Annotated in this window: 18 protein-coding genes and 2 pseudogenes; 11 read left to right on the top strand and 9 right to left on the bottom strand. The window is 63.4% G+C overall.

All coding sequences use genetic code 11. From position 1 onward, the window contains the following. Nucleotides 1–31: 31 nt before the first annotated feature. Complete coding sequence (locus tag C9I57_RS10545) at nt 32–1165, bottom strand: phospholipase D-like domain-containing protein (RefSeq protein WP_181321791.1); 1134 nt, start codon at nt 1163–1165, stop codon at nt 32–34. Nucleotides 1166–1477: 312 nt separating this feature from the next. Here C9I57_RS10545 and C9I57_RS10540 point away from each other — a divergent pair, with 312 nt between their 5' ends. From C9I57_RS10540 to C9I57_RS10530, 3 genes are all read left to right on the top strand, one after another. Continuing rightward, the gene (locus C9I57_RS10540; RefSeq protein WP_107150549.1) at nt 1478–1849 is read left to right on the top strand and encodes a hypothetical protein; all 372 of its coding nucleotides are present in this window, start codon (nt 1478–1480) and stop codon (nt 1847–1849) included. Nucleotides 1850–2039: 190 nt separating this feature from the next. After that, complete coding sequence (locus C9I57_RS33180) at nt 2040–2165, top strand: hypothetical protein (protein ID WP_258187583.1); 126 nt, start codon at nt 2040–2042, stop codon at nt 2163–2165. 857 nt (nt 2166–3022) lie between these two features. Next, the gene (locus C9I57_RS10530; protein WP_107150547.1) at nt 3023–3691 is read left to right on the top strand and encodes a response regulator transcription factor; all 669 of its coding nucleotides are present in this window, start codon (nt 3023–3025) and stop codon (nt 3689–3691) included. Nucleotides 3692–3769: 78 nt separating this feature from the next. Here C9I57_RS10530 and C9I57_RS10525 read toward each other — a convergent pair whose 3' ends face one another. After that, complete coding sequence (locus C9I57_RS10525) at nt 3770–4165, bottom strand: response regulator transcription factor (protein ID WP_107150546.1); 396 nt, start codon at nt 4163–4165, stop codon at nt 3770–3772. 209 nt (nt 4166–4374) lie between these two features. Here C9I57_RS10525 and C9I57_RS10520 point away from each other — a divergent pair, with 209 nt between their 5' ends. Continuing rightward, on the top strand, nt 4375–5916 hold the full coding sequence (locus tag C9I57_RS10520) for a PAS domain-containing sensor histidine kinase (protein WP_107150545.1): 1542 nt from the start codon (nt 4375–4377) through the stop codon (nt 5914–5916). A gap of 54 nt (nt 5917–5970) precedes the next feature. On the opposite strand, the gene C9I57_RS10515 is transcribed toward C9I57_RS10520, so the two are convergent. Then, complete coding sequence (locus C9I57_RS10515) at nt 5971–7305, bottom strand: type II toxin-antitoxin system HipA family toxin (RefSeq protein WP_107150544.1); 1335 nt, start codon at nt 7303–7305, stop codon at nt 5971–5973. Nucleotides 7306–7373: 68 nt separating this feature from the next. Further along, nucleotides 7374–7583: pseudogene (locus tag C9I57_RS10510) on the bottom strand (helix-turn-helix transcriptional regulator); the annotation flags it as partial. 319 nt (nt 7584–7902) lie between these two features. Here C9I57_RS10510 and C9I57_RS10505 point away from each other — a divergent pair. Further along, complete coding sequence (locus C9I57_RS10505) at nt 7903–9033, top strand: lactonase family protein (RefSeq protein ID WP_258187582.1); 1131 nt, start codon at nt 7903–7905, stop codon at nt 9031–9033. Nucleotides 9034–9136: 103 nt separating this feature from the next. Further along, nucleotides 9137–9877, top strand: coding sequence for a FadR/GntR family transcriptional regulator (locus C9I57_RS10500; protein WP_107150542.1), 741 nt, complete (start codon nt 9137–9139; stop codon nt 9875–9877). A gap of 145 nt (nt 9878–10022) precedes the next feature. Here the strand turns inward: C9I57_RS10500 and C9I57_RS10495 are convergent, their stop codons facing one another. Further along, entirely contained in the window at nt 10023–11579 is a 1557-nt protein-coding gene (locus tag C9I57_RS10495; RefSeq protein WP_107150541.1) for a methyl-accepting chemotaxis protein, read from the bottom strand. 314 nt (nt 11580–11893) lie between these two features. On the opposite strand from C9I57_RS10495, the gene C9I57_RS10490 reads away from it, so the two are divergent. After that, nucleotides 11894–13147 carry a porin gene (locus tag C9I57_RS10490; protein WP_107150540.1) on the top strand — a complete coding sequence of 418 codons (1254 nt, stop codon included), beginning with the start codon at nt 11894–11896 and terminating at the stop codon, nt 13145–13147. 274 nt (nt 13148–13421) lie between these two features. Here the strand turns inward: C9I57_RS10490 and exaC are convergent, their stop codons facing one another. The 4 genes and pseudogenes from exaC to C9I57_RS10470 all read right to left on the bottom strand — a co-directional run bounded on the left by exaC (nt 13422) and on the right by C9I57_RS10470 (nt 18643). Next, the gene (exaC, locus tag C9I57_RS10485; protein ID WP_107150539.1) at nt 13422–14948 is read right to left on the bottom strand and encodes an acetaldehyde dehydrogenase ExaC; all 1527 of its coding nucleotides are present in this window, start codon (nt 14946–14948) and stop codon (nt 13422–13424) included. Between the two features lie 81 nt (nt 14949–15029). Next, a pseudogene (locus tag C9I57_RS10480) lies at nt 15030–15449 on the bottom strand (c-type cytochrome); the annotation flags it as partial. Between the two features lie 59 nt (nt 15450–15508). Continuing rightward, nucleotides 15509–17236: a PQQ-dependent dehydrogenase, methanol/ethanol family gene (locus tag C9I57_RS10475; protein ID WP_440130191.1), complete on the bottom strand. Its 1728-nt coding sequence runs from the start codon at nt 17234–17236 to the stop codon at nt 15509–15511. A 405-nt stretch (nt 17237–17641) separates the two neighbouring features. After that, nucleotides 17642–18643 carry an alpha/beta fold hydrolase gene (locus C9I57_RS10470; RefSeq protein ID WP_107150536.1) on the bottom strand — a complete coding sequence of 334 codons (1002 nt, stop codon included), beginning with the start codon at nt 18641–18643 and terminating at the stop codon, nt 17642–17644. A 253-nt stretch (nt 18644–18896) separates the two neighbouring features. Here C9I57_RS10470 and C9I57_RS10465 point away from each other — a divergent pair, with 253 nt between their 5' ends. The 4 genes from C9I57_RS10465 (at nt 18897) to C9I57_RS10450 (ending at nt 22904) form a co-directional block, all read left to right on the top strand. Next, a complete protein-coding gene (locus C9I57_RS10465; protein WP_107150535.1) occupies nt 18897–20936 on the top strand; it encodes a sigma-54-dependent Fis family transcriptional regulator in 2040 nt (679 codons plus the stop codon). A 293-nt stretch (nt 20937–21229) separates the two neighbouring features. Then, nucleotides 21230–21304 carry a pyrroloquinoline quinone precursor peptide PqqA gene (pqqA, locus tag C9I57_RS10460; protein WP_102607172.1) on the top strand — a complete coding sequence of 25 codons (75 nt, stop codon included), beginning with the start codon at nt 21230–21232 and terminating at the stop codon, nt 21302–21304. Between the two features lie 257 nt (nt 21305–21561). After that, nucleotides 21562–22512, top strand: coding sequence for a metallophosphoesterase family protein (locus C9I57_RS10455; protein ID WP_107150534.1), 951 nt, complete (start codon nt 21562–21564; stop codon nt 22510–22512). Continuing rightward, on the top strand, nt 22509–22904 hold the full coding sequence (locus C9I57_RS10450) for a cupredoxin domain-containing protein (RefSeq protein WP_107150533.1): 396 nt from the start codon (nt 22509–22511) through the stop codon (nt 22902–22904). The genes C9I57_RS10455 and C9I57_RS10450 overlap by 4 nt, the downstream gene beginning before the upstream one ends. Nucleotides 22905–22909: the final 5 nt, after the last annotated feature.

Genomic DNA, 22909 nt, shown 5'->3' with positions numbered 1-22909 from the left:
GGCCTACAGCGACGGCGGGCCCGATGCGCCATCAATGCGGACTATATTGCTTGACGAGTCCCGCGATGTATTTATCGAAGTCGGCACCGAGCGTCTCATCGGTCAGATTGACGACGTTTTCCGCATTGCGGCGCGCGTTGCTCGAAAAGTTGAAGCTACCCGTGTGAATCACTTTCTTGTCGACCACCAATGTTTTGTTGTGCATGAAGTTGTAAAAGGCGTTGGCGGCGCTCGGATTGAACTTGCGTGAGTTCTTCGCGACGAGTTTTGCTTTCACCTGCTGCCACAATTGGGCCTTTTGCGACGAGCCATTGCCGCGCGCCCACGCTTTCTCGACGCCTGCCATCTGCGGCCCGTCATAGACGCCGCTGACGGCGATGCCCTTGCCGATCGCATTGACGAGCGCCTGCAGGATCAGGGCCGACGAGATGTCCATCGAGGCAACCGAAACGCTTTGTTTCGCAGTACCGATCAATTCGGCAATGCGCTCGTCGATCGAAGGGCCGTCCCCCGGCGAGAAATCGACCTCCAGGCTATCGCCCGATATCGTCAACTGCCCGTGATCGTTCTTGCCCGTGCCGGCGATGCGGCCGTATTGCCAAAGCTCGTCGAAATCGGTCGTGTAGTAGCGCGCCAGTTCGCTCGCGCCGGTAAAGATCAAGACATTGTTGTCTTGCAAGCCCCAACCGTCCTCGGTGAAGTTGGCCGTGCCCATCCAGACGTCCTTGTTGTCGCGAATCATGTACTTGCTGTGCATGAGCGCGCCATCGCCTTCGATCGGCGCCGGCTCGACGCCTTCCGGTAGATCGTGGATGTCGATCGACTGAATGGCTTTCAATTGCACGTGCGTGCGTTCGTAGCCCTCGAAGACGGACTGACCGCTCTGGTCGCCGCCATAGAGTTGACGATGAGCGGAGTTGGCGCGCTTCGGCTCGTCGAAGTACGCGATCTTGACCTCGGCGTGTCCGGCGACCTCGGTCAGCGCTTCTCGAATCTGCTGTGCGACGTCGCCGAAGAACTTGAAGTGATACGCCGCGATATGCAGGCTGCTCTTCGTTGCCTTGACGAACTCGCAGAACTTGTCCGCGGTGTCTTTCAAGTTCTTTTGACCTTCGGGCTTCGCGTTGTTGTCGGCGCCGACCAGAAACAAAGGCTCGATGGGCATCGTTAGTTCCTCCTTCTCCAAGTATGTGGAAGCCGCGCAAGCCGCGCGGCGCTCAACTCCTTGCACGACGAGAGTTCGAGAACCTTTATAGGCTCGCAGTATTACCGTTTCACTACCGCCAGGCTCTCGCCTTCCGCTCGCCTTCGATCGCCTTCCCTTGGCTTCGTTCGATCGGTCGCGAGATTCGGCCAACGCGTCCCTGCGGCGCGAAGAGCAGGCCGCTCGATTCTGCATCGCCTGACGCGACGGAGAACATACAATCGCTTCTTATCCGACATGCTGCCGGGCAACGAAGCAGGAGGGACCTGTCCGATGACCGACGCGCACAACGAGGGCGAGCCAACGCCCGTCACGCCGAAGACACGCCCTGCGCCCAGGATCGTGCCGCCCGGATACCGCCAGGGGATCATCACCGCGATCACGGTTTTGCTTGGCTTTTCGCTGGCGTTCTGGCGATTCTGGGGCTTCGAAAGCAGCGGCCGCTGGACACCGCGCTCGATATTGGCAGCGCTGCCATTGGTCATCGCCGTCTGCTTGCAGATCTTCGCGTTGTTCCGCTCGCTGCGAGTCGAGGACGACGAGGTTTCCGAGTACCGGAAGACGGTGCGATGGTTCCTTGCATCCGCCGCCGCGTTGCTGATCGGATTGCTGATCGCAATCGTCGATGCAGCCATAGGCGATTGAGCCTTTGATCAGCAGCCGAACGAACGATCTGCGATCGCACGGCCCACCATACGGTCGTATGACTCCCTCATGCCTATGAACCTTCTGCGCGTCCACATGTACGATAGTGCCGGCGCCGCTCAGCCACTACGCTTGTATCCATGTCGAAGGCGATTACGACCTACACGACGACACATTGGAGAGAGACGAGATGTTCAAGCTGAGCAATTGGATTTTCATCGGCAGCAACGCCTACGACGAATACACATACGTGCCGTGGCTCGGTAAGAACGTCTATCGTCGTACCGTGGATTTGAGGGCGATCACGTTGCTGTGATCGATCGAAGCGAACGAATGCGAGGGAGTACACCCGACAGCGCTTGAACGCGTATTCCCCGCGTCACTCACCTGTTATTCCCCTTTTGGCTGCGCTTTCTCCAGTTGAGCGCGGCCTTTCTTTTTTGGGCAACTCGCTAATCAAGCGTCATCGTCGGCACACGTTCAGTGAACAGACGCGCAAGGGGGAGCCTGCCTGGTGGCAAGAAACGGAATGCAACGTACGGTCGCCGACGCGCGCGGCCGCGCGAGCGCGAGCCCGCGCGAGCGGCGGAGTGGGAGGTGTGGAGGCGCCGAAGACGAACGAGCGTGCTTACCTCAACCGCCCTGCTCGCTCGAAAGTTTGAACACGCGAGCCGCGTCGCGTCCGGTGCGCAGCATGCAGTGACCGGGCCATGAGGCCAAACGCATGGCGTGCTGCCTCGAAGGCCGCCGCCAGGGGAGCGATGCGCGCAAGGACGGCCGTCCGATCAGCCGGTGCCGCGCACGAGATCGATCTGGCCTGAGTGACATAGTGGATCACCGGGAATGCGTTGAGGGAACCTTACCTACCGCGCGCGTCCGAATCGAAACCTCGTTCGTTTGCAGTTGGCTTCGAAGCGCCGTCGCGCCATAGACTGAAAAGTACGCTCGCTCGCGCGCCGCGACAAACATGCAAGAAGACGCCGCTTACCCACACTGGTTTGAGCGGGTCATACACAAGTATGATTGCCAGTCCGTCACCCACAGCGTGTGCGCCCACCTCTCTTCGGCCGGCGCCTGGGGCTTCGCCCAATTCTTGCGGCGCCGCAGCAGGCCTATAATGGGTTTCCCGCGCGGCGAAGCGCTACACGCCTTGCGGGTTTACGAGGAGCCGGCATGGTTTCCGCTCAGTCCCCTTCTTCGATGAAGACCGGTACCGAAACACCCGTCGTCTATATCGTGGACGACGAGGAATCGATGCGGCTGGCGTTGAGCAATCTGCTGCGCTCCGTGGGCCTTTCGGTGGAAGCGTTCGGATCGGTGCGCGAGTTCCTCTCTTTTCCGAAAGCGAACGTGCCGAGCTGTCTCATCCTCGACGTGAGGCTGCGCGGCGAGAGCGGGCTTGCGTTTCAGCAGGACATGGCCCGCGCCGGACTGCACATTCCCGTTTTGTTCATGACGGGCTACGGCGACATCGAAATGTCCGTCAAGGCAATGCGCGCTGGCGCCCTCAATTTTTTCCCGAAGCCGTTTCGCGATCAGGACATGCTTGACGCCGTCACTGAAGCGCTCGCGCGTGATGGCGAACGGATAGCGGCCGAGCGGTCTGTCGCATCGCTGCGCACTGCCTACGAGTCGTTGACGCCCCGGGAACGCGAAGTCATGGTGTTCGTCATCGCCGGCCTGATGAACAAGCAAATCGCCGCGCAGATGAACCTCAGCGAGATCACCGTCAAGATTCACCGCGGACAGGTCATGAAAAAGATGGCGGCGCGCTCCGTGCCCGATCTCGTCCGGAAGGCGGAAGCACTCGGCGTCGAGCCCCATCGGACGCGGACGTCGTAACTTGCGAGCGAAACGGTGACATAGGCTGCCGCTCTAGGCTGTTCAGGCCGCTGCGCGCGGCTGCATCGGCGGCAACGCTCAGCGATCCCCCGTGGCGGCCCCCGTGGCGAGCGTCAGATAGTGCGCGAGCGCTTCGGCGTCGACGGGTTTTTCGAGCAGCGCCAATGCGCCGCGTGCCGCGATCTGCTCGCGCAGCGAATCGGTGGCGAATGCGGTCACGAAGATCGTCGGCGGCGTCTGTCCGATAGCCGATAAACGGTCGTGCATCTCGATCCCCGACATCCCCGGCATCTTGATGTCCGATATGAGACATGTCGACTCGGCGGCGTCAGCTTGTTGGGACACCGATCCCAGGTACTGCTCGGCGGATTCGAAGACCGTCGCCGACCAGCCGAGCGAGCGCACGAGGCTCGCGATCGCGTACCGCGAGGCCTCGTCGTCGTCGACAATCGAGATAGTTCGGACGGAGTGCATAAACGAGTTCGGTTGACGGACGGCGGGGGTCGCCTCGTCCGTCGGAAGTCTTTGAAGCCTAAGCGTAATCCCCGAGCGGCCAGACGCACATCATACTGACGTATGGCGTTACGATGCCTCGTATAGGGCTTTGAAAAGAGCGAGGCCTGCCGCGGCGCGTCGCGCTGGCGCTGGCCTTGCCTCGGGCGCCGGTGGGGGAGGGACGAAAAGTGGACGATCGCAAGCGCGCCGAAGATGCGTTGCGCGAGAGCGAAGCCCATTGGCGGGAGGTGTTCGAGCACAACCCGGTCATGTATTTCATGGTCGACGACAAGGGCGTCGTCATTTCCGTCAATGCGTTCGGCGCCGCGCAGCTCGGCTATGAAGTGAACGAACTCGTCGGCAAGCCCGTCCTCGGCGTCTTCCTCGATGAAGATCGCCCCTTCGTGCTGCGGAACATGGCTTTCTGCCTCGAGAATCCGGGGCGGCCGCACAGTTGGGAAGTCCGCAAGATTCGAAAGAACGGCACCGTGCTCTGGGTGCGTGAAAACGCCAAGGCCGTGAAGCGCGCGAACGGCTTTCTCGTGCTCGTCGCTTGTGAAGACATCACCGAGCGAAGACGGACGGAAGACGCGCTGCGGCAAAGCGAGATGTATCTGGCCGAAGCACAACGGCTGAGCCGCACCGGGAGCTTTGGCTGGAGAGCGCCAAAAGGGGAGCTCGTCTGGTCCGCGGAAACCTTCAGGATTTTCGAATGCGATCCGACGACGATGAAGCCCAGCGTCGAGCTCGCCCTCGCGCGCACGCATCCCGACGATCGAAACTTTCTGCGGCAGTTTCTCCAGGGCGTCGCGCGTGAAGGCAAGGATTGGGAAGTCGACCATCGGCTGCTCATGCCGGACGGCCGCGTAAAGGACGTTCGGGCCGTGGCGCATGCGGTGCAAGACGACGCGGGGGGCCTCGAATTCATCGGCGCCGTGATGGACGTCACCGATTTGCGCAGAGCGGCCCAGGAACTGCACAACGCTCGCGCCGAGCTCGCGCACGTCACGCGCGTGACGGCGCTCGGCGAGCTGAGCGCCGCAATCGCGCATGAGGTCAATCAGCCGATCGCGGCGATCGTCACCGATGCGCGGGCGGCGCTCAATTGGCTGGCTCACCAGCCGCCCGATCTGGAGGAAGTCCGGCAAGCGCTCTACAGGATCGGTAAGCAAGGCAGCCGGGCAGCCGACGTCATCGGCCGGATCCGCGATCTCGTCAAGAAAGCGCCGATGAGCAAGGATGCGGTGGACATCAACGAAGCGGTCCGGGAGGTGCTGGCATTGACGCGCGGCGAGATTTCGAGCTCCGGCGCCACCTTGCGGATGTCGCTCGCCGAGGACTTGCCGCTCGTCCAAGCCGATCGCGTGCAACTCCAGCAGGTGCTGCTGAACCTGATCGTCAATGCGCTGCAGGCGATGGCCGGCGAGGTGCTAGGGCCGGACGAGCCGCCGGAGCCGCGAGAGGTGCGGATCACGACCGCTCACGCGGAGCCGAGCGGGGTGCGGGTCTCGGTGCAGGACTCGGGGCCCGGCCTGCCTCCCTCACTGATGGACCGCATCTTCGCGCCGTTCTACTCGACGAAGCCGGGCGGGCTCGGGATGGGGCTTTCGATCTGCCGTTCGATCATCGAGGCCCACGACGGGCGTTTGTGGGCGACGGCCGGCGAGCACCGCGGGGCGGTGTTCCACTTCGTCGTGCGGGCGGCTCCGTCGCAGCCTGAATCGCGGTGAGCGAAACGTCGGCCGATGCTAGGACGCTACGCGACGTTCGAGCGAGCCGCGAATTTATGCGGCGACAAGCTTTTGGCTGTTTCGACGCATGCCAGCGAATATCGAATCGGCGACATCCATCGGAAAGTCGCGCGGCAAAAGAGCGGCGACCTCTTCGATGACGGCCTCGGTTTTACCGTGCAGCATGGCCATCATTTCCATCACTTCCGAGGCACGGAAACCTACGCGCTCGCCGTGGGCGAGCCAGTGACGGCGCTGGATCTGTTCGATCGCATAGTGGCTATTCTTGCCGCGCACGGCCATCGCCAGTCTGGCTCTTTGCGGGGGCAACTGGTTCCTGCCCCTGCCGATGATCGGATGGGCCGACAGCACGTCATAGAGTGGAGTGGCCCGGTAGTAGCGATCGCCGGCGAGCAGCGCGATGCTGAAGTTCTTCGCGTGCCCGTCGATGGCGGCAAGCAACCAGAAAACCAGCTGTGCGAGAAAGAAATTTCGTGTGTCATCGGCGGCACGATCGGAGCCGGAAAGCACGGCCATGATCTTGTCGATGCCGGGCCCGCCCTCCGATTCGTACTTGCGATTTGCGGATGTGCCCGTCGCCTGACACATATCTTCTTGCGGCAGCCGCAGGATCCAGGTTTTGTCACTCGAGAGTCTGCGATCGAACCGCTCGACGACGAGCACCTTTTGATCGTCGAATCGTTGAATCTCGCATCGAGCAGTGCGCAAGCCATACGCTGCGACAAGCTTTGAACAAAGCCATTCGTTCTCGACGGACGTTCGCATGTCGGCCTGCATATTGCCGACCAAACCGAGCGGGAGCTTCAATATGTGCGTCGTCGGCGTGCTGCCGACAGGAAGGAGCCAACGACCTTCATGCCAAAGCAATGCTGTTTTCTCCTGCGCGCCGGCAATCGACAAGCGGAGATCGTCGACGAGCTCGTGCTCGCCCGGAACAGGAGCGGCGGTCGTATCGCGCAACAGACGCGCGATGTCGCTCTCGGTGAGTGCGCGCCCCCTTATCGTCTGCAGATCTTCCGGTTTTTCGCCCGGCTGCAGCATCTGGATAGCGCCGACGCAATCGCGGCCCAGTTCGATCAGCAGTTGAAAAGCCGACGTTCCATCAGCCCTGTATCGCGTGGCGATACGGCGGCGAATCTGCTCACTGTCAGGGAGCAGATTGTCGAAGTAGTTCTGTACGATCGCCCCGTGATGAGGCTGGTTGCCAGGCGTGAACGGCAGCGACAAGGAAAGGGGACGCCCTTGCGGATTCTCGATCCAGTCGGGCCGGTATAGGAGGCGCTCGCCGCTATACGTGCTTTCCCAGTAGCCAATCGGCAGGCCGTTCATCCATAAGTCGAGCCGATTCGCGCGTGTGCGACGTGCCATTACTACCAATTCTCCCGGTCATTTCCGCCCGGCTGTTGGGTGCCCGGCTCGTCCGGCCGAGCGACTCGCGGGCTCAAAACCAGATCGACATTCAGCACGCGCAACACACGAAACAAGCGCTCGACACTGGCCGAGGCGGGATTCGCTTCCAGTTGTGCGTAGGTCTGCTGGGTCACGCCGAGGCGGCTGGCCATCTTAGCCTGCGTCAAACCCGCGGACTTGCGGAACCCCACGAGAATCGGACGTAGCTGACCGAGAGTGCTAATGGGAAAGTCCATGGCGGCTTCCTTCAGCAGCCGAATATTACAGGCTGTCATCTGTTAATCTAGATAACAGTTTATCCCTTGTAACTTGTGAATACAAGTTGCGGCCTGTATCCGGGCTCACGACACTCGGAGAGCAAGCATTACAGCGTTCTGCCTGTTTTTTGAAAATACAGGCTATCAATTGTTTCTTCACTGACATGCAGACCAGGGAACCAACCTGATGTCCAGCTGAATGTCATACGATGTATTATCACAATGCCAGACTCGGCCTCCGCCTCGACGTCGGACAACTTAGGTAGTCGAGGGGCCAACCAACCAAGAAGGAGACCTCGTGAACCGCCATCCGCTCGGCCGACGCCCGGCCCGCCGCTCCGCGGCGACCCGCATCCTCCGCACCGCCCTCGTCGGCCTCGCCGCATCGACGTTGTTCTCGGCCGCGCACGCCTCGCGCACCTACGTCTATGTGTCGAACGCCGATAGTCAGGACATTTCGGCGTACAGCCTCGACGACGCAAGCGGCGCGCTTTCGCCGATCCAGACGCTGAACGTCGGCGGCACCGCCATGCCGCTCGCGCTTTCGCCGAACCATCATCGCCTCTACGTCGGCCTGCGCTCCAAGCCGTATCGCGCCGCCACGCTCGCCATCAATCCGCTCGACGGCCACTTGCTGCCGCTCGGCGACGCTTCGCTGCCCGAAAGCATGGCCTACATCTCGACGGACGCGACGGGCCGCTACCTGCTCGCCGCCTCTTACGGTGGGAACATGCTTTCGTTGAGCCGCATCGACGCCAACGGCATCGCGCAAGCCGCCCAGCAGACCGTGCCAACCGGGCCGATGGCCCACTCGATTCGCACGGCGCCCGACAACCAGTATGCGTTCGCCTCCGTGCTCGGCGCCGACGCATGGCTTCGGCTCAAGCTCGACACTGCGCGAGGCATGCTCGTCGAAGACGTGGCGCCCGCCTACTCGCTGCCGCCGAAATCGGGCCCGCGCCACTTCGTGTTCTCGAACAACGGCCGCTTCGTCTATTTGATCGACGAACTCGACGGCAAGCTGCACGTGCTCGCCTTCAATCCGTCGATGGACAAGGCGAAGCCCGTTCAGACGATCTCGATTCTGCCGCCCGACTTCGACAAGCAGGCGAAGCCGTGGGGCGCGGACGTTCACCAGACGCCGGACGGCAAATTCGTCTACATCTCGGAGCGCACGTCGAGCACGCTCGGCGGATATCGCGTCGATGCCTCGACCGGCAAGCTCACGCGTTTCGGCACTTGGCCGACCGAGAAGCAACCGCGCGGGTTCGGTATCGATCCGTCGGGGCGCTATCTGTTCGCCGTCGGGCAGTTGTCAGACCACCTCACGGTCTACCGCATCGACGCGAAGACGGGCGCGCTGACGGCCGTTACCCGCGTGGCGACTGGGAAAAACCCTAACTGGGTCGAGTCGGTGAATTTCGAATAGCAAAAAAACCGTAGACGCGGGGGGCGGTTGTCAGACGACGTTCGTCCCCCCTCGTTATAATGAACGACGTTTTCCCTATAAGCTGTTCCGAAGAGGTCCACCGATGTCTGCGCCGTCTTCCGCCGCCGCACCCCGCCGCGCCCGCAATCTTGCCGAGTTCGTCGTCAATCGACTGACCGAGCAGATCGAATCGAGCGCGCTGAAGCCAGGCGACAAGCTGCCGACCGAATCGCAGCTGATGGAAACGATGAACGTCAGCCGTACCGTCATCCGCGAAGCGATCTCGAGGCTGCAAGCCGCCAAGATGATCGAAACGCGGCATGGCATCGGCAGCTTCGTACTCGAAACAACGGGCAAAGGGCTCGGCCTCGACGTCGCGCCGGGCACGACGCTGCGCGACGTACTGGCGATCCTGGAACTGCGCATCAGCCTCGAGACCGAATGCGCGGGGCTCGCCGCGCAGCGCGCGCAGCCCGACGACATCGGGCGCATTCGCGCGGCGCTCGACGCGCTGACAGCCTCGCGCAAAGGGGGCCCGGAAAGCGTCGAGCCTGACTTGCAGTTTCACATCTCCATCGCACGCGCCACGGGCAACCGTTATTTCGTCGATATCCTCACGCAGCTCGGGACGGCGTTGATCCCGCGCGAGCGCGTCGACTCGGCGAGCATCGCGCACGAAGATCCTGAAGTTTATCTATCGATCGTGAACCGTGAGCACGAGGCGATCCTCGATGCGATCGCCCGGCACGATGCGGAGAGCGCCCGCGCGGCAATGCGCATGCACCTGTCCAACAGCCGTGAGAGACTTCGTCACGCGAGCAGGCGGACCGACGGCTCGGAGTGAGTGATCGGGCGCGGCCCGTCGCTAGATACAGACATTCGTTAGCTTGAAGTCTGTGCCAGGCAGCGGCCTGTGCTCGACAGCGCCCTGCACTCGACATGCCGCGCCTTGAGTGATCTTCGCGGCGCGGCTATCCAATCCCCTTTCTTCAGGAAGCGCTCAGGCGGAACGCGGCAACTGCTTGCGCCGTGGCGCTCGCCTGCTGCTCCAGCGCGCTCGCCGCGGCCGCCGATTGTTCGACGAGCGCGGCGTTCTGCTGCGTGACCTGATCCATCTGGCTCACGGCCTGGCCGACCTGCTCGATGCCGATGCTTTGCTCGGCGGTTGCCGATGTGATCTCGGCCATGATCGTCGCGACCTCGCCGACCGCCGCGACGATTTCGCCCATCGTGCGCCCGGCTTCGGCGACGAGCGCGTTGCCGTTCTTCACGTCTTCGACCGATGCGCCAATCAAAGTCTTGATCTCTTGGGCGGCTGCGGCGCTGCGCTGCGCGAGCGATCGCACTTCGCCCGCGACGACGGCAAAACCGCGCCCGAGCTCGCCCGCACGCGCCGATTCGACGGCCGCATTGAGCGCGAGAATGTTGGTCTGGAATGCAATGCTGTCGATGATGCCGGTGATGTCCGCGATCTTTTGCGAGCTGGCCGATACCGCGTTCATCGTCTTCACGGCTCGCTCGACGACGTCGCCGCCGCGCGCCGCGACTTCGGCTGCGCTCGATGCGAGGCCGCTCGCCTCGCGCGCGTTGTCGGCATTGCGCTTGACGGTCGATGTGAGCTCTTCCATGCTCGCCGCCGTTTCCTCGAGCGATGCCGATTGCTGCTCCGTCCGGCTCGACAGATCGAGGTTGCCCGCGGCGATTTCGCGGGCGGCGGTATGGATCGCGTCGCAATTCTCCCGCACGCCCGAGACCGCCTGCCAGAGGCCTTGCCGCATGCGCCGCATCGCCGAGAAAAGCTGCCCGATCTCGTTCGCGCCGGCTTGCGGCACATCGACGGTCAGGTCGTTCGCGGCGATCCGGTCGAGCACGGCCGCCGCCTGCCGCAGCGGCGCGATGACGATACGCCGCAGCGCAAAGTGCGTCGCAACGATCACAGCGAGCGCGAGCGAAACGCCCGCCACCACCATCGCGAAGACCCAGCGATATTCTCGCTCCGAGCGAGCGGCCAAATCGTCGGCGAGCGCATGGGAAAGCTTCTGAAACTTTTCGACGGCTTGGGAATAAGCGATCCCATCGTTCCGGATGTCGCGATCGTTGATCACGACGTAGGCGGCGGTGTCGTCGTTTTGCAACGCTTGGAAGGCGGCTTTCAGATGGACGGCGAGCCGATCCGATGCTTCGAGCAACTGTTGTTTCAGCGCATCATCGAGCCCCTCGAAGCTGGCCGCGCGGCGAAAGGCCTCGGTCTCCTCGGCGGCGCGATCGATGGTGACCTGCGCGCTCTTCAGCGCCTCATCGCGCGTGATCTTGTCGCCGTTCTCCTTGAGCGCCGCATAAGCCCTCGTCAGCGCCGAGCGCGTCCGCGTCGTGTCTTTGTAGCCGTCATTGACTAGGATGACCTGCCGCGCCATGTCACGCTCGTGCGTGGCGCTGGCGTTGGCGCGTTCGAGCGCGCCCACACTGACGAAGCCGCCGATCACCATCATTGCCGCAAACAACACCAGGGCCGCCAGCAGGCTGCCTCGCACGGTCCAATTGCGCATTTCTTCTCCTGTCTTTCTGTTTTAGGTCCAGAGCCGCTCACACCCTGACATCCGCCTGACGCCGGCTTGCATCGGCCGCTGAACGCAGTGGCACGCCCCCCGGTGGCGTGCGATCAGCGGCCGGGCGCCCATCATATGTTGTCCGACTACTATCAGCCAACAAATGATTACATAGAGATTTTCCCTAATGCCTCCAAACGATCCGACCCGCCGAAAATGCTGTCGGTTCGCTGTTGTACGATGACTTATAAGCGTCACAAAAGTCGCTGTAGGTCGCAAATCAAAACGTAAAGTCTCGAAAGCTTGGAGATCTGATGAAGAAGCGTGTACTTACCACGATGGTCGCGATGGCCGTTACCGGGCTCGCCGCTGGCGCCGCTCATGCTCAAAGCAGCGTGACGCTGTACGGTATCGTCGATGCTGGCCTCGGCTATATCAACAACTCGGCATCGACCGGCAAGACGAGCGGTGGCGCCCACATTTTCAAGATGATCAACGGCGTCTGGGCCGGCAACCGGTTCGGCCTGAAGGGCAGCGAAGATCTCGGCGGCGGCACGAAGGCGATCTTCACGTTGGAGCAAGGCTTCAACATCATGAACGGCACGAACTCCACGCCGAACCTGATGTTCCATCGCCAAGCCTGGGTGGGTGTGACGAACGACTCGTTCGGTACGTTGACCCTCGGCCGTCAGTACACGCCTTACTACACGCTTCTGTCGCCGTGGAGCCCGACGACGTGGCTGACGGGCGCATTCGGCGCGCACCCGGGTGATATCGACTCGCTCGATACGAACTACCGCGCGAACAACTCCGTCGTCTATACGTCGCCGACGTTCGCCGGCCTGACGGTGAGCGGCTCGTACTCGCTCGGCGGCGTGGCCGGCAGCGAAGCGACCGATTCGGCATGGAGCCTGGCTGCGCAATATAAGGCGGGTCCGTTCGGCCTCGGCGTCGGTTACCAGCACATCAACAACACGCGCACGAGCACTCAGGCTTGGAATTCCGCGGTCGCAAACGGCAGCTCCACGGCTACCAACCCGACCATCGGAACCGACAACGAACCGGCCGTGTCGGGCATCAACAACGGCTACAAGTTCGCACGCGCGCAGCAACGTATCGGTGTGACGGGCGGCTGGCAGTTCACGTCGAACTTCGACATTTCGTTCTCGTACACGAACGTCCAGTACCTCCCGGGTGCGGGTTCGGGCTTTACGAACGAAGCCGTCTTCAACACGGCTGGCGCCGTGGTGCACTGGAAGGCCATCCCGACGCTCGACCTGGCCGCTGGCTACAGCTACACGCGTAAGGCCGCGGCTGACGGCGCGGGTAGCGCGACGTACAACCAGTTCAACCTGTCGCAGTTCTACTCGCTGTCGAAGCGCACCGGCTTCTACCTGCTCGAAGCGTACCAGCACGCTTCGGGTCAGACGCTGAACGCGACCAGCACGAGCGCCACCGCCACCTCGATCTCTGTCGTGAACGCGACGGCGAACATCGGCGACGGCATCGGTGCGTCGACATCGCGCAATCAAGTCGCGATCGGCGCCGGCATCATCCACAAGTTCTAAGCAACACCAACGCGCGCGGTCGCCTTCGGGCGTCGCGTTGCACTTGCGCGCCTCAGGGAGCACCGTTTCGGCGCTGCCTGAGGAAGTCCCCTCGGGGACCTGTGGGTCCGCGGAGCGTCAACCGCTCCGCTCTGTACGTGCAATTCACGCCGGGTTCCGAGACACCCGGCGTTTTCTTTTTGGTCGGCGCCGTTCGGCGATCGGCAGCCCCCATCGGCTGCCATCCGCATGACGACCGCCGCCCCTCCCGCTCGTCGCTATACCCCGCTTCGGATCAGAAGAAGCCGAGCGGCTTCGCGTCGTAGCTGACGAGCAGACACTTCGTCTGCTGGTAGTTCGACAGCGCCATCTTGTGCGTCTCGCGTCCGATGCCCGACTGCTTGTACCCGCCGAACGCCGCATGCGCCGGATAAAGGTGGTAGCAGTTGGTCCACACGCGACCGGCTTCGATTTCCCGGCCCATGCGATACGCGCGCGTGCCGTCACGCGTCCACACGCCGGCCCCGAGTCCGTAGTAGGTGTCGTTCGCGAGTTCGATCGCTTCGGCTTCGTCCTTGAACGTCATCACCGATGCCACAGGGCCGAAGATCTCCTCCTGGAACACGCGCATCTTGTTGTTTCCAAGCAGCATCGTCGGCATGACGTAATAGCCGTTTGCGAGACCCTCGGCCGGACTCCTGCGCTCGCCGCCCGTCAGGCACGTCGCGCCCTCGCCCCGGCCGATATCGATGTACGAGAGAATCTTGTCGAGCTGCTGCTGCGACGCCTGTGCGCCGATCATCGTGCCGGGATCGAGCGGATGGCCCGCTTTGATCGCCTGCACGCGCGCGATGGCCTTCTCGATGAATCGCTCGTAGATCGACTCCTGAATCATCACGCGCGACGGACAGGTGCAGACCTCGCCCTGATTCAATGCGAACATCGCGAGCCCTTCGAGCGCCTTGTCGAGGAACGCATCGTCGCGATCGAGCACGTCGGCGAAAAAGATGTTCGGGCTCTTGCCGCCGAGCTCGACCGTCGACGGAATCAGATTCTCGGCCGCGGCACGCAGAATATGCTTGCCGACCGGGGTCGAGCCGGTAAACGCGATCTTCGCGACACGCTTGCTCGTCGCGAGCGCTTCACCGGCCTCTTTGCCGAAGCCGTTGACGATGTTGATCACGCCCGGCGGGAACAGATCGCCGATGAGCTGCATCAGCACGAGCACCGAGGCCGGCGTCTGCTCGGCGGGCTTCATGACGATGCAGCAGCCGGCCGCGAGCGCCGGCGCAAGCTTCCAGGCCGCCATGAGCAGCGGAAAATTCCACGGAATGATCTGGCCGACCACGCCGATCGGCTCATGGAAATGGTAGGCGACCGTGTTGTCGTCGAGCTCGGAGATCCCGCCCTCCTGCGCCCGAACGCAACCCGCGAAGTAACGGAAATGATCGACGGCGAGCGGCAGGTCGGCGGCCATCGTCTCGCGCAGCGGCTTGCCGTTGTCGATCGTCTCCGCCACCGCCAGCAGCTTCAGGTTCTTCTCCATGCGTTCGGCCGCGGCGAGCAGAAGATTGGAGCGCTCGGTCGCCGACGTCTTGCCCCACTTTCGTCGAGCCTTGTGCGCGGCGTCGAGCGCGAGATCGATATCGGCCGCACCGGAGCGCGGCACGCGGCAAAACGGCTTGCCGTTGATCGGCGAGAGGTTGTCGAAGTATTCGCCGCCAACGGGCGGCACCCACTTGCCATCGATGTAGTTCTCGTATTGCTTCGCGTACGGATACTCGATATCGAGGCCAAGCTTCTTCAGGTCGAACATGTCCATCGCGTGTCTCCTTTGAGTCACAGATTGTTGGCGCTTACGCGCTTGCAGCGTTCATTCGCTCGACGGCAACGGCCGGCCGCTTCATTGCCCCGGACCGGCGACGAGCGGCGTCGACGACGTGCGCGCCATATCGGCGGTGAGCTTCGTCGCTTTCGGGCGGTATCCGTTCGAATAGAGCAGGAAGGCCATGATGTCGGCGTACTCCTGATCTTTCATCTGGCCGGGGCGATCGGCCGGCATGTTCGACGACATGTACTTGTAGATGCCGCCGATCGTCAGGTGCGAGTGGCCGGCGGGCGCGAATGCCGGGCCGCTCAGGGCCGGCCCCGCCATCCCCTGCAAGCTCGCGCCGTGGCACTTCGCGCAGGCGCTCGAATACAGGCTCTTGCCGTGGGCGACCTGAGCATTGTCGAAGGACGGCACGTTCATGGATGCCGTCGTCGGCGCATCGGCCGGTGCGCCGGACGCCGCCCCGATCGTGCCGGCGAGCAGCACGCCTGCAAGGGCGAACGAGTTCAATCGAATCTTCATGGTGTTGCGCTCCAGCTAGAAAAAAACAATCAGCGTTTGCCGAGCGCGAACACGTAGAGCGTGCCGCCGCGCGGAACCTTGTCTGCGACTTTCGCCATCGGGCCGCCCCAGATCGGATTCGCGCCGCCGTAGCCGGCGAGGACCGCGACGTATTCCTTGCCGCCGGCTTCGAACACGGACGGCTGAGCGACGATGCCGCTTGCGAGTTGGGGGCTCTTCCAGAGCACCTTGCCGGTCTTCTCATCGAAGGCGTAAAGGTGGCCGTCGAGCGCGCCGGAGAAGAGCAGGCCACCCGCCGTCGTCACGATGCCGCCGTTCCAGGGCATCTTGCTCCAGTGACTCCAGACCTTCTTGCCGGTGTTGGCATCGAACGCCACGAGCTCGCCAAAGCCTTTGCTCCCCGGTTCCGGATGGATCGTGAAACCCTCGCCGAGGTAAGGCAGCCCTTCCATGTAGTCGATGTCCTTGCCCGATAGCTGCATGCAGCCATGCAGCGCGGGAACGAACGCGAGGTGCGTGGCGGGATCGTAGGACTTCGACCACCAGTTGGTGCCGCCGAGGAAGCTCGGGCACGTGTCGATCGTCGTGCCGACTTTGGGGTACATCGCCGAATCCTGAATCGGCGTGCCGTCGGCCTTGTAGCCCGTGACGGACGTGACTTTCACGAACGGCTTGGCATAGATGAGCTTGCCCGTCTGGCGATCGATCGCATCGAAGAACCCATTGCGATCGAAGTGCAGCAACGCGTCGTAATCCTTGCCCTCATACTGGATCTTCGCGAACATGCCCGGATTGACGCCGTCGTAATCCCAGGTGTCGTTGCGCGTGTACTGGAAGTGCCATTTGATGTCCCCCGTCTTCGCATCCATCGCGAGCATCGAATCCGAATAGAGGTTGTCGCCGGGGCGCGTCGAGGCCAGCCACGGCCCCGGATTGCCGACGCCCCAGTAGAGCGTCTTCGATTCGGGATCGAAAGTGCCCGTCATCCAGGCCGCGCCTCCGCCGTGCTCGTACATCCCCTTCGGCCAGGTATCGCCGCCCTTCTCTTGCGGCGCGGGAATCGTGTTGCGCTTCCAGAGAACGGAGCCGTCATCGGCGCTGATGGCAACGATGAAGCCGCGCGCACCGTATTCCCCGCCCGAATTGCCCACGACGATGGCGCCGTCGAGGGCGAGCGGCGCAAGCGAAAACGCGTAGCCGGTGCCAGGGTCGAACATCTGCTTCTTCCATTTCACTTCTCCGGTCTGCGCATCGAGCGCGACGATGTCGCCGCTCAGCATCGCGACGTAGACGTTCTTGCCGTAGAGCGCGACGCCACGATTGACGACGTCGCAGCACGCGTTCTTGAAGGCCTCGGGACCGAGCTTCGGATCGTAGTGCCAGAGGGACTTGCCGGTGATCGCATCGAACGCGTAGACGTTGTCCTTCGGCCCCGTCACGAACAGGTAGCGGCCGTTCACGATCGGCGTCGCCTCGAAGCCCTGCTGGAGCTCCGCCGGGAACTTGTAGCTCCAGACTTGCTTGAGCCCGGCGACGTTCGAGGTATCGATTTGCTTGGCCGGCGAATGCGAGCGGCCGTCGTAGGCGCGGTAATACGTGAGCCAGCCCGGATCGTCCTGAGCGTGTGCGAGACGCTCGTACGTCACTGGCGGATATTCGTCGGCTGCCCCTGCGCGCTGTGCGCCGAGACCCAGAACGCCGGCGAGTGCGCTCGCAAGTGCCATCGCCGTAATGGCTGAGGCCGGACCTCTACTCATGTCTGTCTCCTGATGGATGTATCGATTCGTGTTGCCGTATCTGGCGTCATCGACAACGACGTCATCGGCAATGCACTGTCGCTCCGCGGTTGCTGTGCGTTGGTTGGATCGCGGTGCGGCGCTCGACGCAAGTCATATGCCATTGGCCCGCAACGCTTGATGCGCGTTGGCCTCACGGCACATGGGCTCACTTTTTCATGCGTCGATCGACAGCGTCGTTGCGACGCATCGCTGTCTCAAAGTGGGACACGTGAAGCGGGCCTGTTCATCGGCGAGACAGCGATGCGGCCGTCGTCGCCCCGGTCGAATGACGAAGCGCGCGGGGGACTCGAACGAGGCAGGGCTCAGGGACGGGTGAAGGCACGCCGCAAGCAGACGCGCGATAAGGCGGGAGGGGAAGCGGGCTTACGCTGCCCGATGCGGCGATCGCGAGCCCGATGATGAGCCGAACATCGTTTCGATCGCCTGCGCGACGCCGCGAGCGAGCGCGGGCTCGCTGCCGAGATGGCCCGCGCGCACACGCGTCGTTTGCAGTTGCGGAACCACGCCCGCGAGGCGGCGCAGATTGTCGATCGGGCAAATGGGATCGCGCGAGCCGTGTATCGCCGCGATCGGTACGCCGGCCTGCGCGGCCCGACGAGCGAGCGACAGCAGGCGGTGTTCGCCGAGCCAGCATTCATGCATCAGATAGTGGGCTTGAATTCGATACTTGCCGATCGAGCGACGCTCGCCCATTCGCATGCGGGGTGTCCGACGGAGCACGCGGCGCGAATTCGCCGATGCGAGGACGGCTTCTTCATAGGCTTGCCATGCCAGCGCCACGGCCCGCTGTCGCGATGGGTCGCCACGCGTTTGCAGCGCTTGTCCGCAGCGGCGCAGCAACGACCCTGGACGATCCGACGAAGCGGCCTTGGACAAGCGCGCCCATTCACGCGGCGCGCGCTCGCGCGACGTGACGAAAAGCTTGCGCACCTCGGCGCGCGAGGCGAGGAAGAGCCCGCGCACGACGACGCCCGTCACATGCCGCGAATGCATTCCGGCATAGACGAGCGCGAGCGACGCGCCCCACGAGCCTCCCAGCACGCCCCATCGCTCGATGCCCAGCTCGCGACGGATCGCCTCCATGTCGCCGATCAGCCTATCCGTACGATTGTGGCGCACGCTCCCGTGCGGCCGCGACGCGCCCGCTCCGCGCTGGTCGATCTGAACGACTCTGAAGCGAGCGAGGTCGAAAAGCCGCCGCACACTCGGCTGGCTTCCGCTGCCCGGCCCGCCGTGAAGGACGGCGACCGTGATGCCATCGGCCGGGCCCGCAACGGTAAACCCGATGCGGTGCCGGTCGCGGACCAAATGACGCTTGACGAGGGTGGCCTTCGAGGATTCGTCGTTTGAATGAGGAGTACGCATAAAAGGGCTTGGGTTTTGATCGTCGTCAACGCGCGGCTCGGGTGAGACCGGAAACTGCGGATAATCCGGATATCGTCGTCCGGGGATCGGCCCCATCGTAAACCGATGTGGGCGATGCCGCCGCTATCGCACTCGCTCCCATGCGCGGACGCGGTAATCGCCTCGGTCGGGAAGCTCATTCTGGCGCGGAACTTGCTCCACGGGGCGTCACGAAGTGCGTCGGCCACGTGCCGCCGCCCGAAAGGAGGAGACAATGCGCAACGACCCGGGCCAGGCCGCGAATCCACTGTCGGCCGCCGAGGGCTGGCTGACCCCTTGTATTCAGAAAGCGCATGAGCGCTCGGAAAGCTTCGGCCTCAAATCGTCGACCCGGCCCGACTATGACGTGCTGCCGGCCCCCGATCTCACGGTCAAGCGCGAGCAGAATCGCGTGCTGACGGCGCATGCGCTGCCTGTCATGGAGACGCTGCGCGAGCAGATCGTCAACACGCAAAGCATGATCGTGCTGACGGATGCACAGGGCCTCATCCTCCATTCGATCGGCGACGACGATTTTCTGCGGCGCGCCGAGAAAGTCGCGCTGCGGCCCGGCGCGAACTGGGCCGAGGACCGTCAAGGCACGAATGCAATCGGCACCGCGCTCGCCGAGCGTAGCGCGACTGTCGTGCATGGCGACCAGCATTACCTCGCGGCCAATCGGTTTCTCACCTGCTCGAGCGTGCCGATCCTCGATCCATACGGCGATCTCACGGGCGTGCTCGACGTGACGGGAGACTACCGCAGCTATCATCAGCACACGATGGCGCTCGCGAAGATGTCGGTGCAAATGATCGAGAATCATCTCTTCGCAAGCAAGTTCCGCGATGCCCTGCAGATCTCGTTTCATAGTCGCCCCGAGTTCCTCGGCACGCTGATGGAAGGGATCGCGGCTTTCACGTTCGACGGGCGCTTCCTGTCGGCCAATCGCAGCGCACAGTTCCAGCTCGGGCTGTCGCTCCCGGCGCTACGCGCGCATACGCTGGCGTCGCTCTTCGGCGTGACGAGCGGCGAGCTCATCGACAAGTCGCGCACGAGCCGCGATTCGATCGTCGCGCTGAACCTGCACAACGGCGCCGTCGTCTGCGCGCATGTCGATTACCGGCGCGCCACGATGACGGACAGCGGCTGGCCGCGCGAGGCCGATCGGACGCAGCGCGGCGCCGAGTCGCGTCCGGTACAAGCCGGTGCCGCGACGAACGCGGTGCGGCTCGCACACCTCGATACGGGCGATCCTCAGGTCGCGTCGGTCATCGCCAAGGTGCGCAAGGTCATCGGCAAGGACATCCCCGTTCTCATCACCGGTGAAACCGGCACCGGCAAGGAGCTGTTGGCACAGGCCATCCATAACGATTCGCCGCGCCGGGAAGGACCGTTCGTGGCTGTCAACTGCGCGTCGATTCCCGAAACGCTGATCGAATCGGAGCTTTTCGGGTACGAGGAAGGCGCCTTCACCGGCGCGCGGCGCAAAGGCGCGCTCGGCAAGGTGCTGCAGGCGAACGGAGGAACGCTCTTTCTCGACGAGATCGGCGACATGCCGTACCCGCTGCAAGTGCGGCTCTTGCGCGTGCTGCAGGAGCGTGTCGTCAACCCGCTTGGATCGACGAAGTCGATCCCCGTCGACATCGCCGTCGTCTGCGCGACGCACCGCAGCTTGCGCGAGATGATCGCGCAGAACCGCTTTCGGGAAGACCTCTACTATCGGCTCAACGGGCTCGTCGTCAAGCTGCCGCCATTGCGCGAGCGGACGGATCTCGCCGTCGTCATCGAGAAAATGCTCGACGACGAGACGGCTTGCGCGACGCACGGCCGGCGACTCGCCATCGCGCCGGAGGTCATGGCGCTCTTCGAGCAATGCGCATGGCCCGGAAACTTCCGACAGCTCGGCAATCTGCTGCGCACGGCCGCCGCGATGGTCGACGACGACGGCGAGATACGGCGCGAACACCTTCCGGATGATTTCTTCGAGGATCTGGAGAGGCGCGCGGCCAATGGCTCGCCGAACGTGAACGTGAGCGCCAACACCGACATGAGCGCACGCACCGCGCCGGACGCCGCCGCCCCGGCTCGCGAGCCGCTCGCGAGCACCGAAGGCACGCGACTTCACGATCTCACGCTGTCCGCAATCGCAGCGGCTATCGCGCGCCACGGCGGCAACGTGTCCGCGGCCGCCCGCGCGCTCGGCGTCTCGCGCGCCACCATCTACCGCAAAATGCCGGTGGCATCCGGTGCGAAAAACGCGAACGGCGACGACTAAGCGCCGTCGCGCATAGACAGTACACTGTGTCCACCGCTGTCTCAGAATGAGACAGTCCTGTGCCGAGACGCAACACAAGTGTGGCAACGAATCGTCGCCATCGTCGGCCTTCTCAGGGGTTCGCTCAGGCCCTCCCCCACCGACACCCGGCAATCCATCAGGACTCCGAACGATTGCGAGGTCGCGGGGGTCCCCATCGCTTCGGATCGATATTCGGCATAACGCTTGCTTCGACTGTCACGCCGCGCAGCTCGCCCGGCGCAACCGTATCGAATTTCTTCGAGGAGACAATCATGCAGTGGACCCCACCCGCCTACACCGATTTGCGTTTCGGCTTCGAAGTGACGATGTACATCGCCACTCGCTGAAGCGATAAGCGATAACCGATCGCGGCAGCCGCGCGCCTCTTCGAGATGCGGCGCGCGGCGCCGACAGGATCGATGACGATGACACCCCCCCTTTAGTCCCCCATACTCAGCTCGATCTCAAAGCGGGAATATTCCCGCCCCATCCCCGGTAATACGTGGCAAGGACGCCTCGATTTGCGTCGACGTCCGAAACGTCATGCGATGGGCCTGCCAGGCCCGCCACGTATCTCGACATTCGATTACCGGGAGAGAAGGACATGGATGACAACGATAAAGGCCGTATTGAAAGCGGCCGGCGCGACTTCCTCAAATGCATGGCATGGGCGGGCGCGGGGACGCTATGGCTCATGCAAGGCGGCGTGCTGCAGGCGCGCACGCTCGGCGATGCGGACACGGCCGACGCAAGCCGCAGTGCGACGTTCAGCTTCATGCAGATCAGCGATTCGCATATCGGCTTCACCAAAGCGCCGAATCCGGACGTCACCTCGACACTGAAAGCCGCGCTCGAGCGCATCGACGCGCAACCCGCACGCCCCGATTTCATCGTGCACACGGGAGACCTCACGCATCTGTCGAAGCCCGACGAGTTCGATACGGTCGCGCAGCTGATGCGCGCCTCGCGCACGCAACAGCAGTTCTATGTGCCGGGCGAGCATGACGTCATCGGCGACAACGGCGCCGAGTTCTTTCGCCGCTTCGGCCACGAGGACGCGAGCCCCGGCGGATGGTACAGCTTCGATCATCGCGGGGTGCACTTCATCGCGCTCATCAACGTGCTGAACCTCAAGGCAGGCGGCCTCGGCTGGCTCGGCCCCGATCAGCTCGCGTGGCTCAAGAACGATCTGGCGGGTCGCTCGGCCGAGACGCCGATCGTCGTCTTCGCACACATGCCGCTCTGGGCGCTTTACCCGTCGTGGGGATGGGGCACCGACGACTCGGGCGAAGCGCTTGCGCTGCTGAACCGCTTCGGCTCGGTCACGGTCTTGAACGGGCACATTCACCAGATCCAGCAAAAGGTGGAAGGTCATGTCACGTTCTATACGGCGCGCTCGACGGCCTACCCCCAGCCGGCGCCCGGCGTCGGCCCGGGGCCGGGCCCCCTCAAGGACCTGCCGGCCGGCAAGCTGGCTGACTATATCGGCGTGCGCTCGGTGCGCCGCGTACACACCGGCGGGACGCTCGCATTGACCGAGGAGACGCTGGCATGACTCACACGAACCTGCAACTTGCGCGGCGTCGCGTCGTAAGCGTCTGCCTGGCGGCCGGGGCACTGGTCCCGTTCCTCTTTCTCACGCCCGCCGCGCGCGCCGGCGACACCGCTGCGCCAGCGCCTTCGGGCGGCACGGCGACCACTTACAACGTCGAAATCCGCAACTTCGCGTTCGAGCCGAAGGAGATCACCGTGCCGGCCGGCGCGCGCATCGTCTGGGTCAATCGCGACGAGGAACCGCATCTCGTCGTCAGCGTCGGCGGCGCGTTCAAGCCCTCGCAGGCGCTCGACACCAACGATTCGTTCGCGACCGTGCTCGCAAAGCCCGGCACCTATCAGTACTACTGCGGGATTCATCCGATGATGGTCGGGCGGATCGTCGTCCGTTGAGCGCT

The sequence above is a fragment of the Trinickia symbiotica genome (genome assembly GCF_003028655.1).
Lineage (GTDB): Bacteria > Pseudomonadota > Gammaproteobacteria > Burkholderiales > Burkholderiaceae > Trinickia > Trinickia symbiotica_A.
Note: the sequence above shows the minus strand (reverse complement) of the source record. Positions and strands in the feature narration are given on the sequence as shown.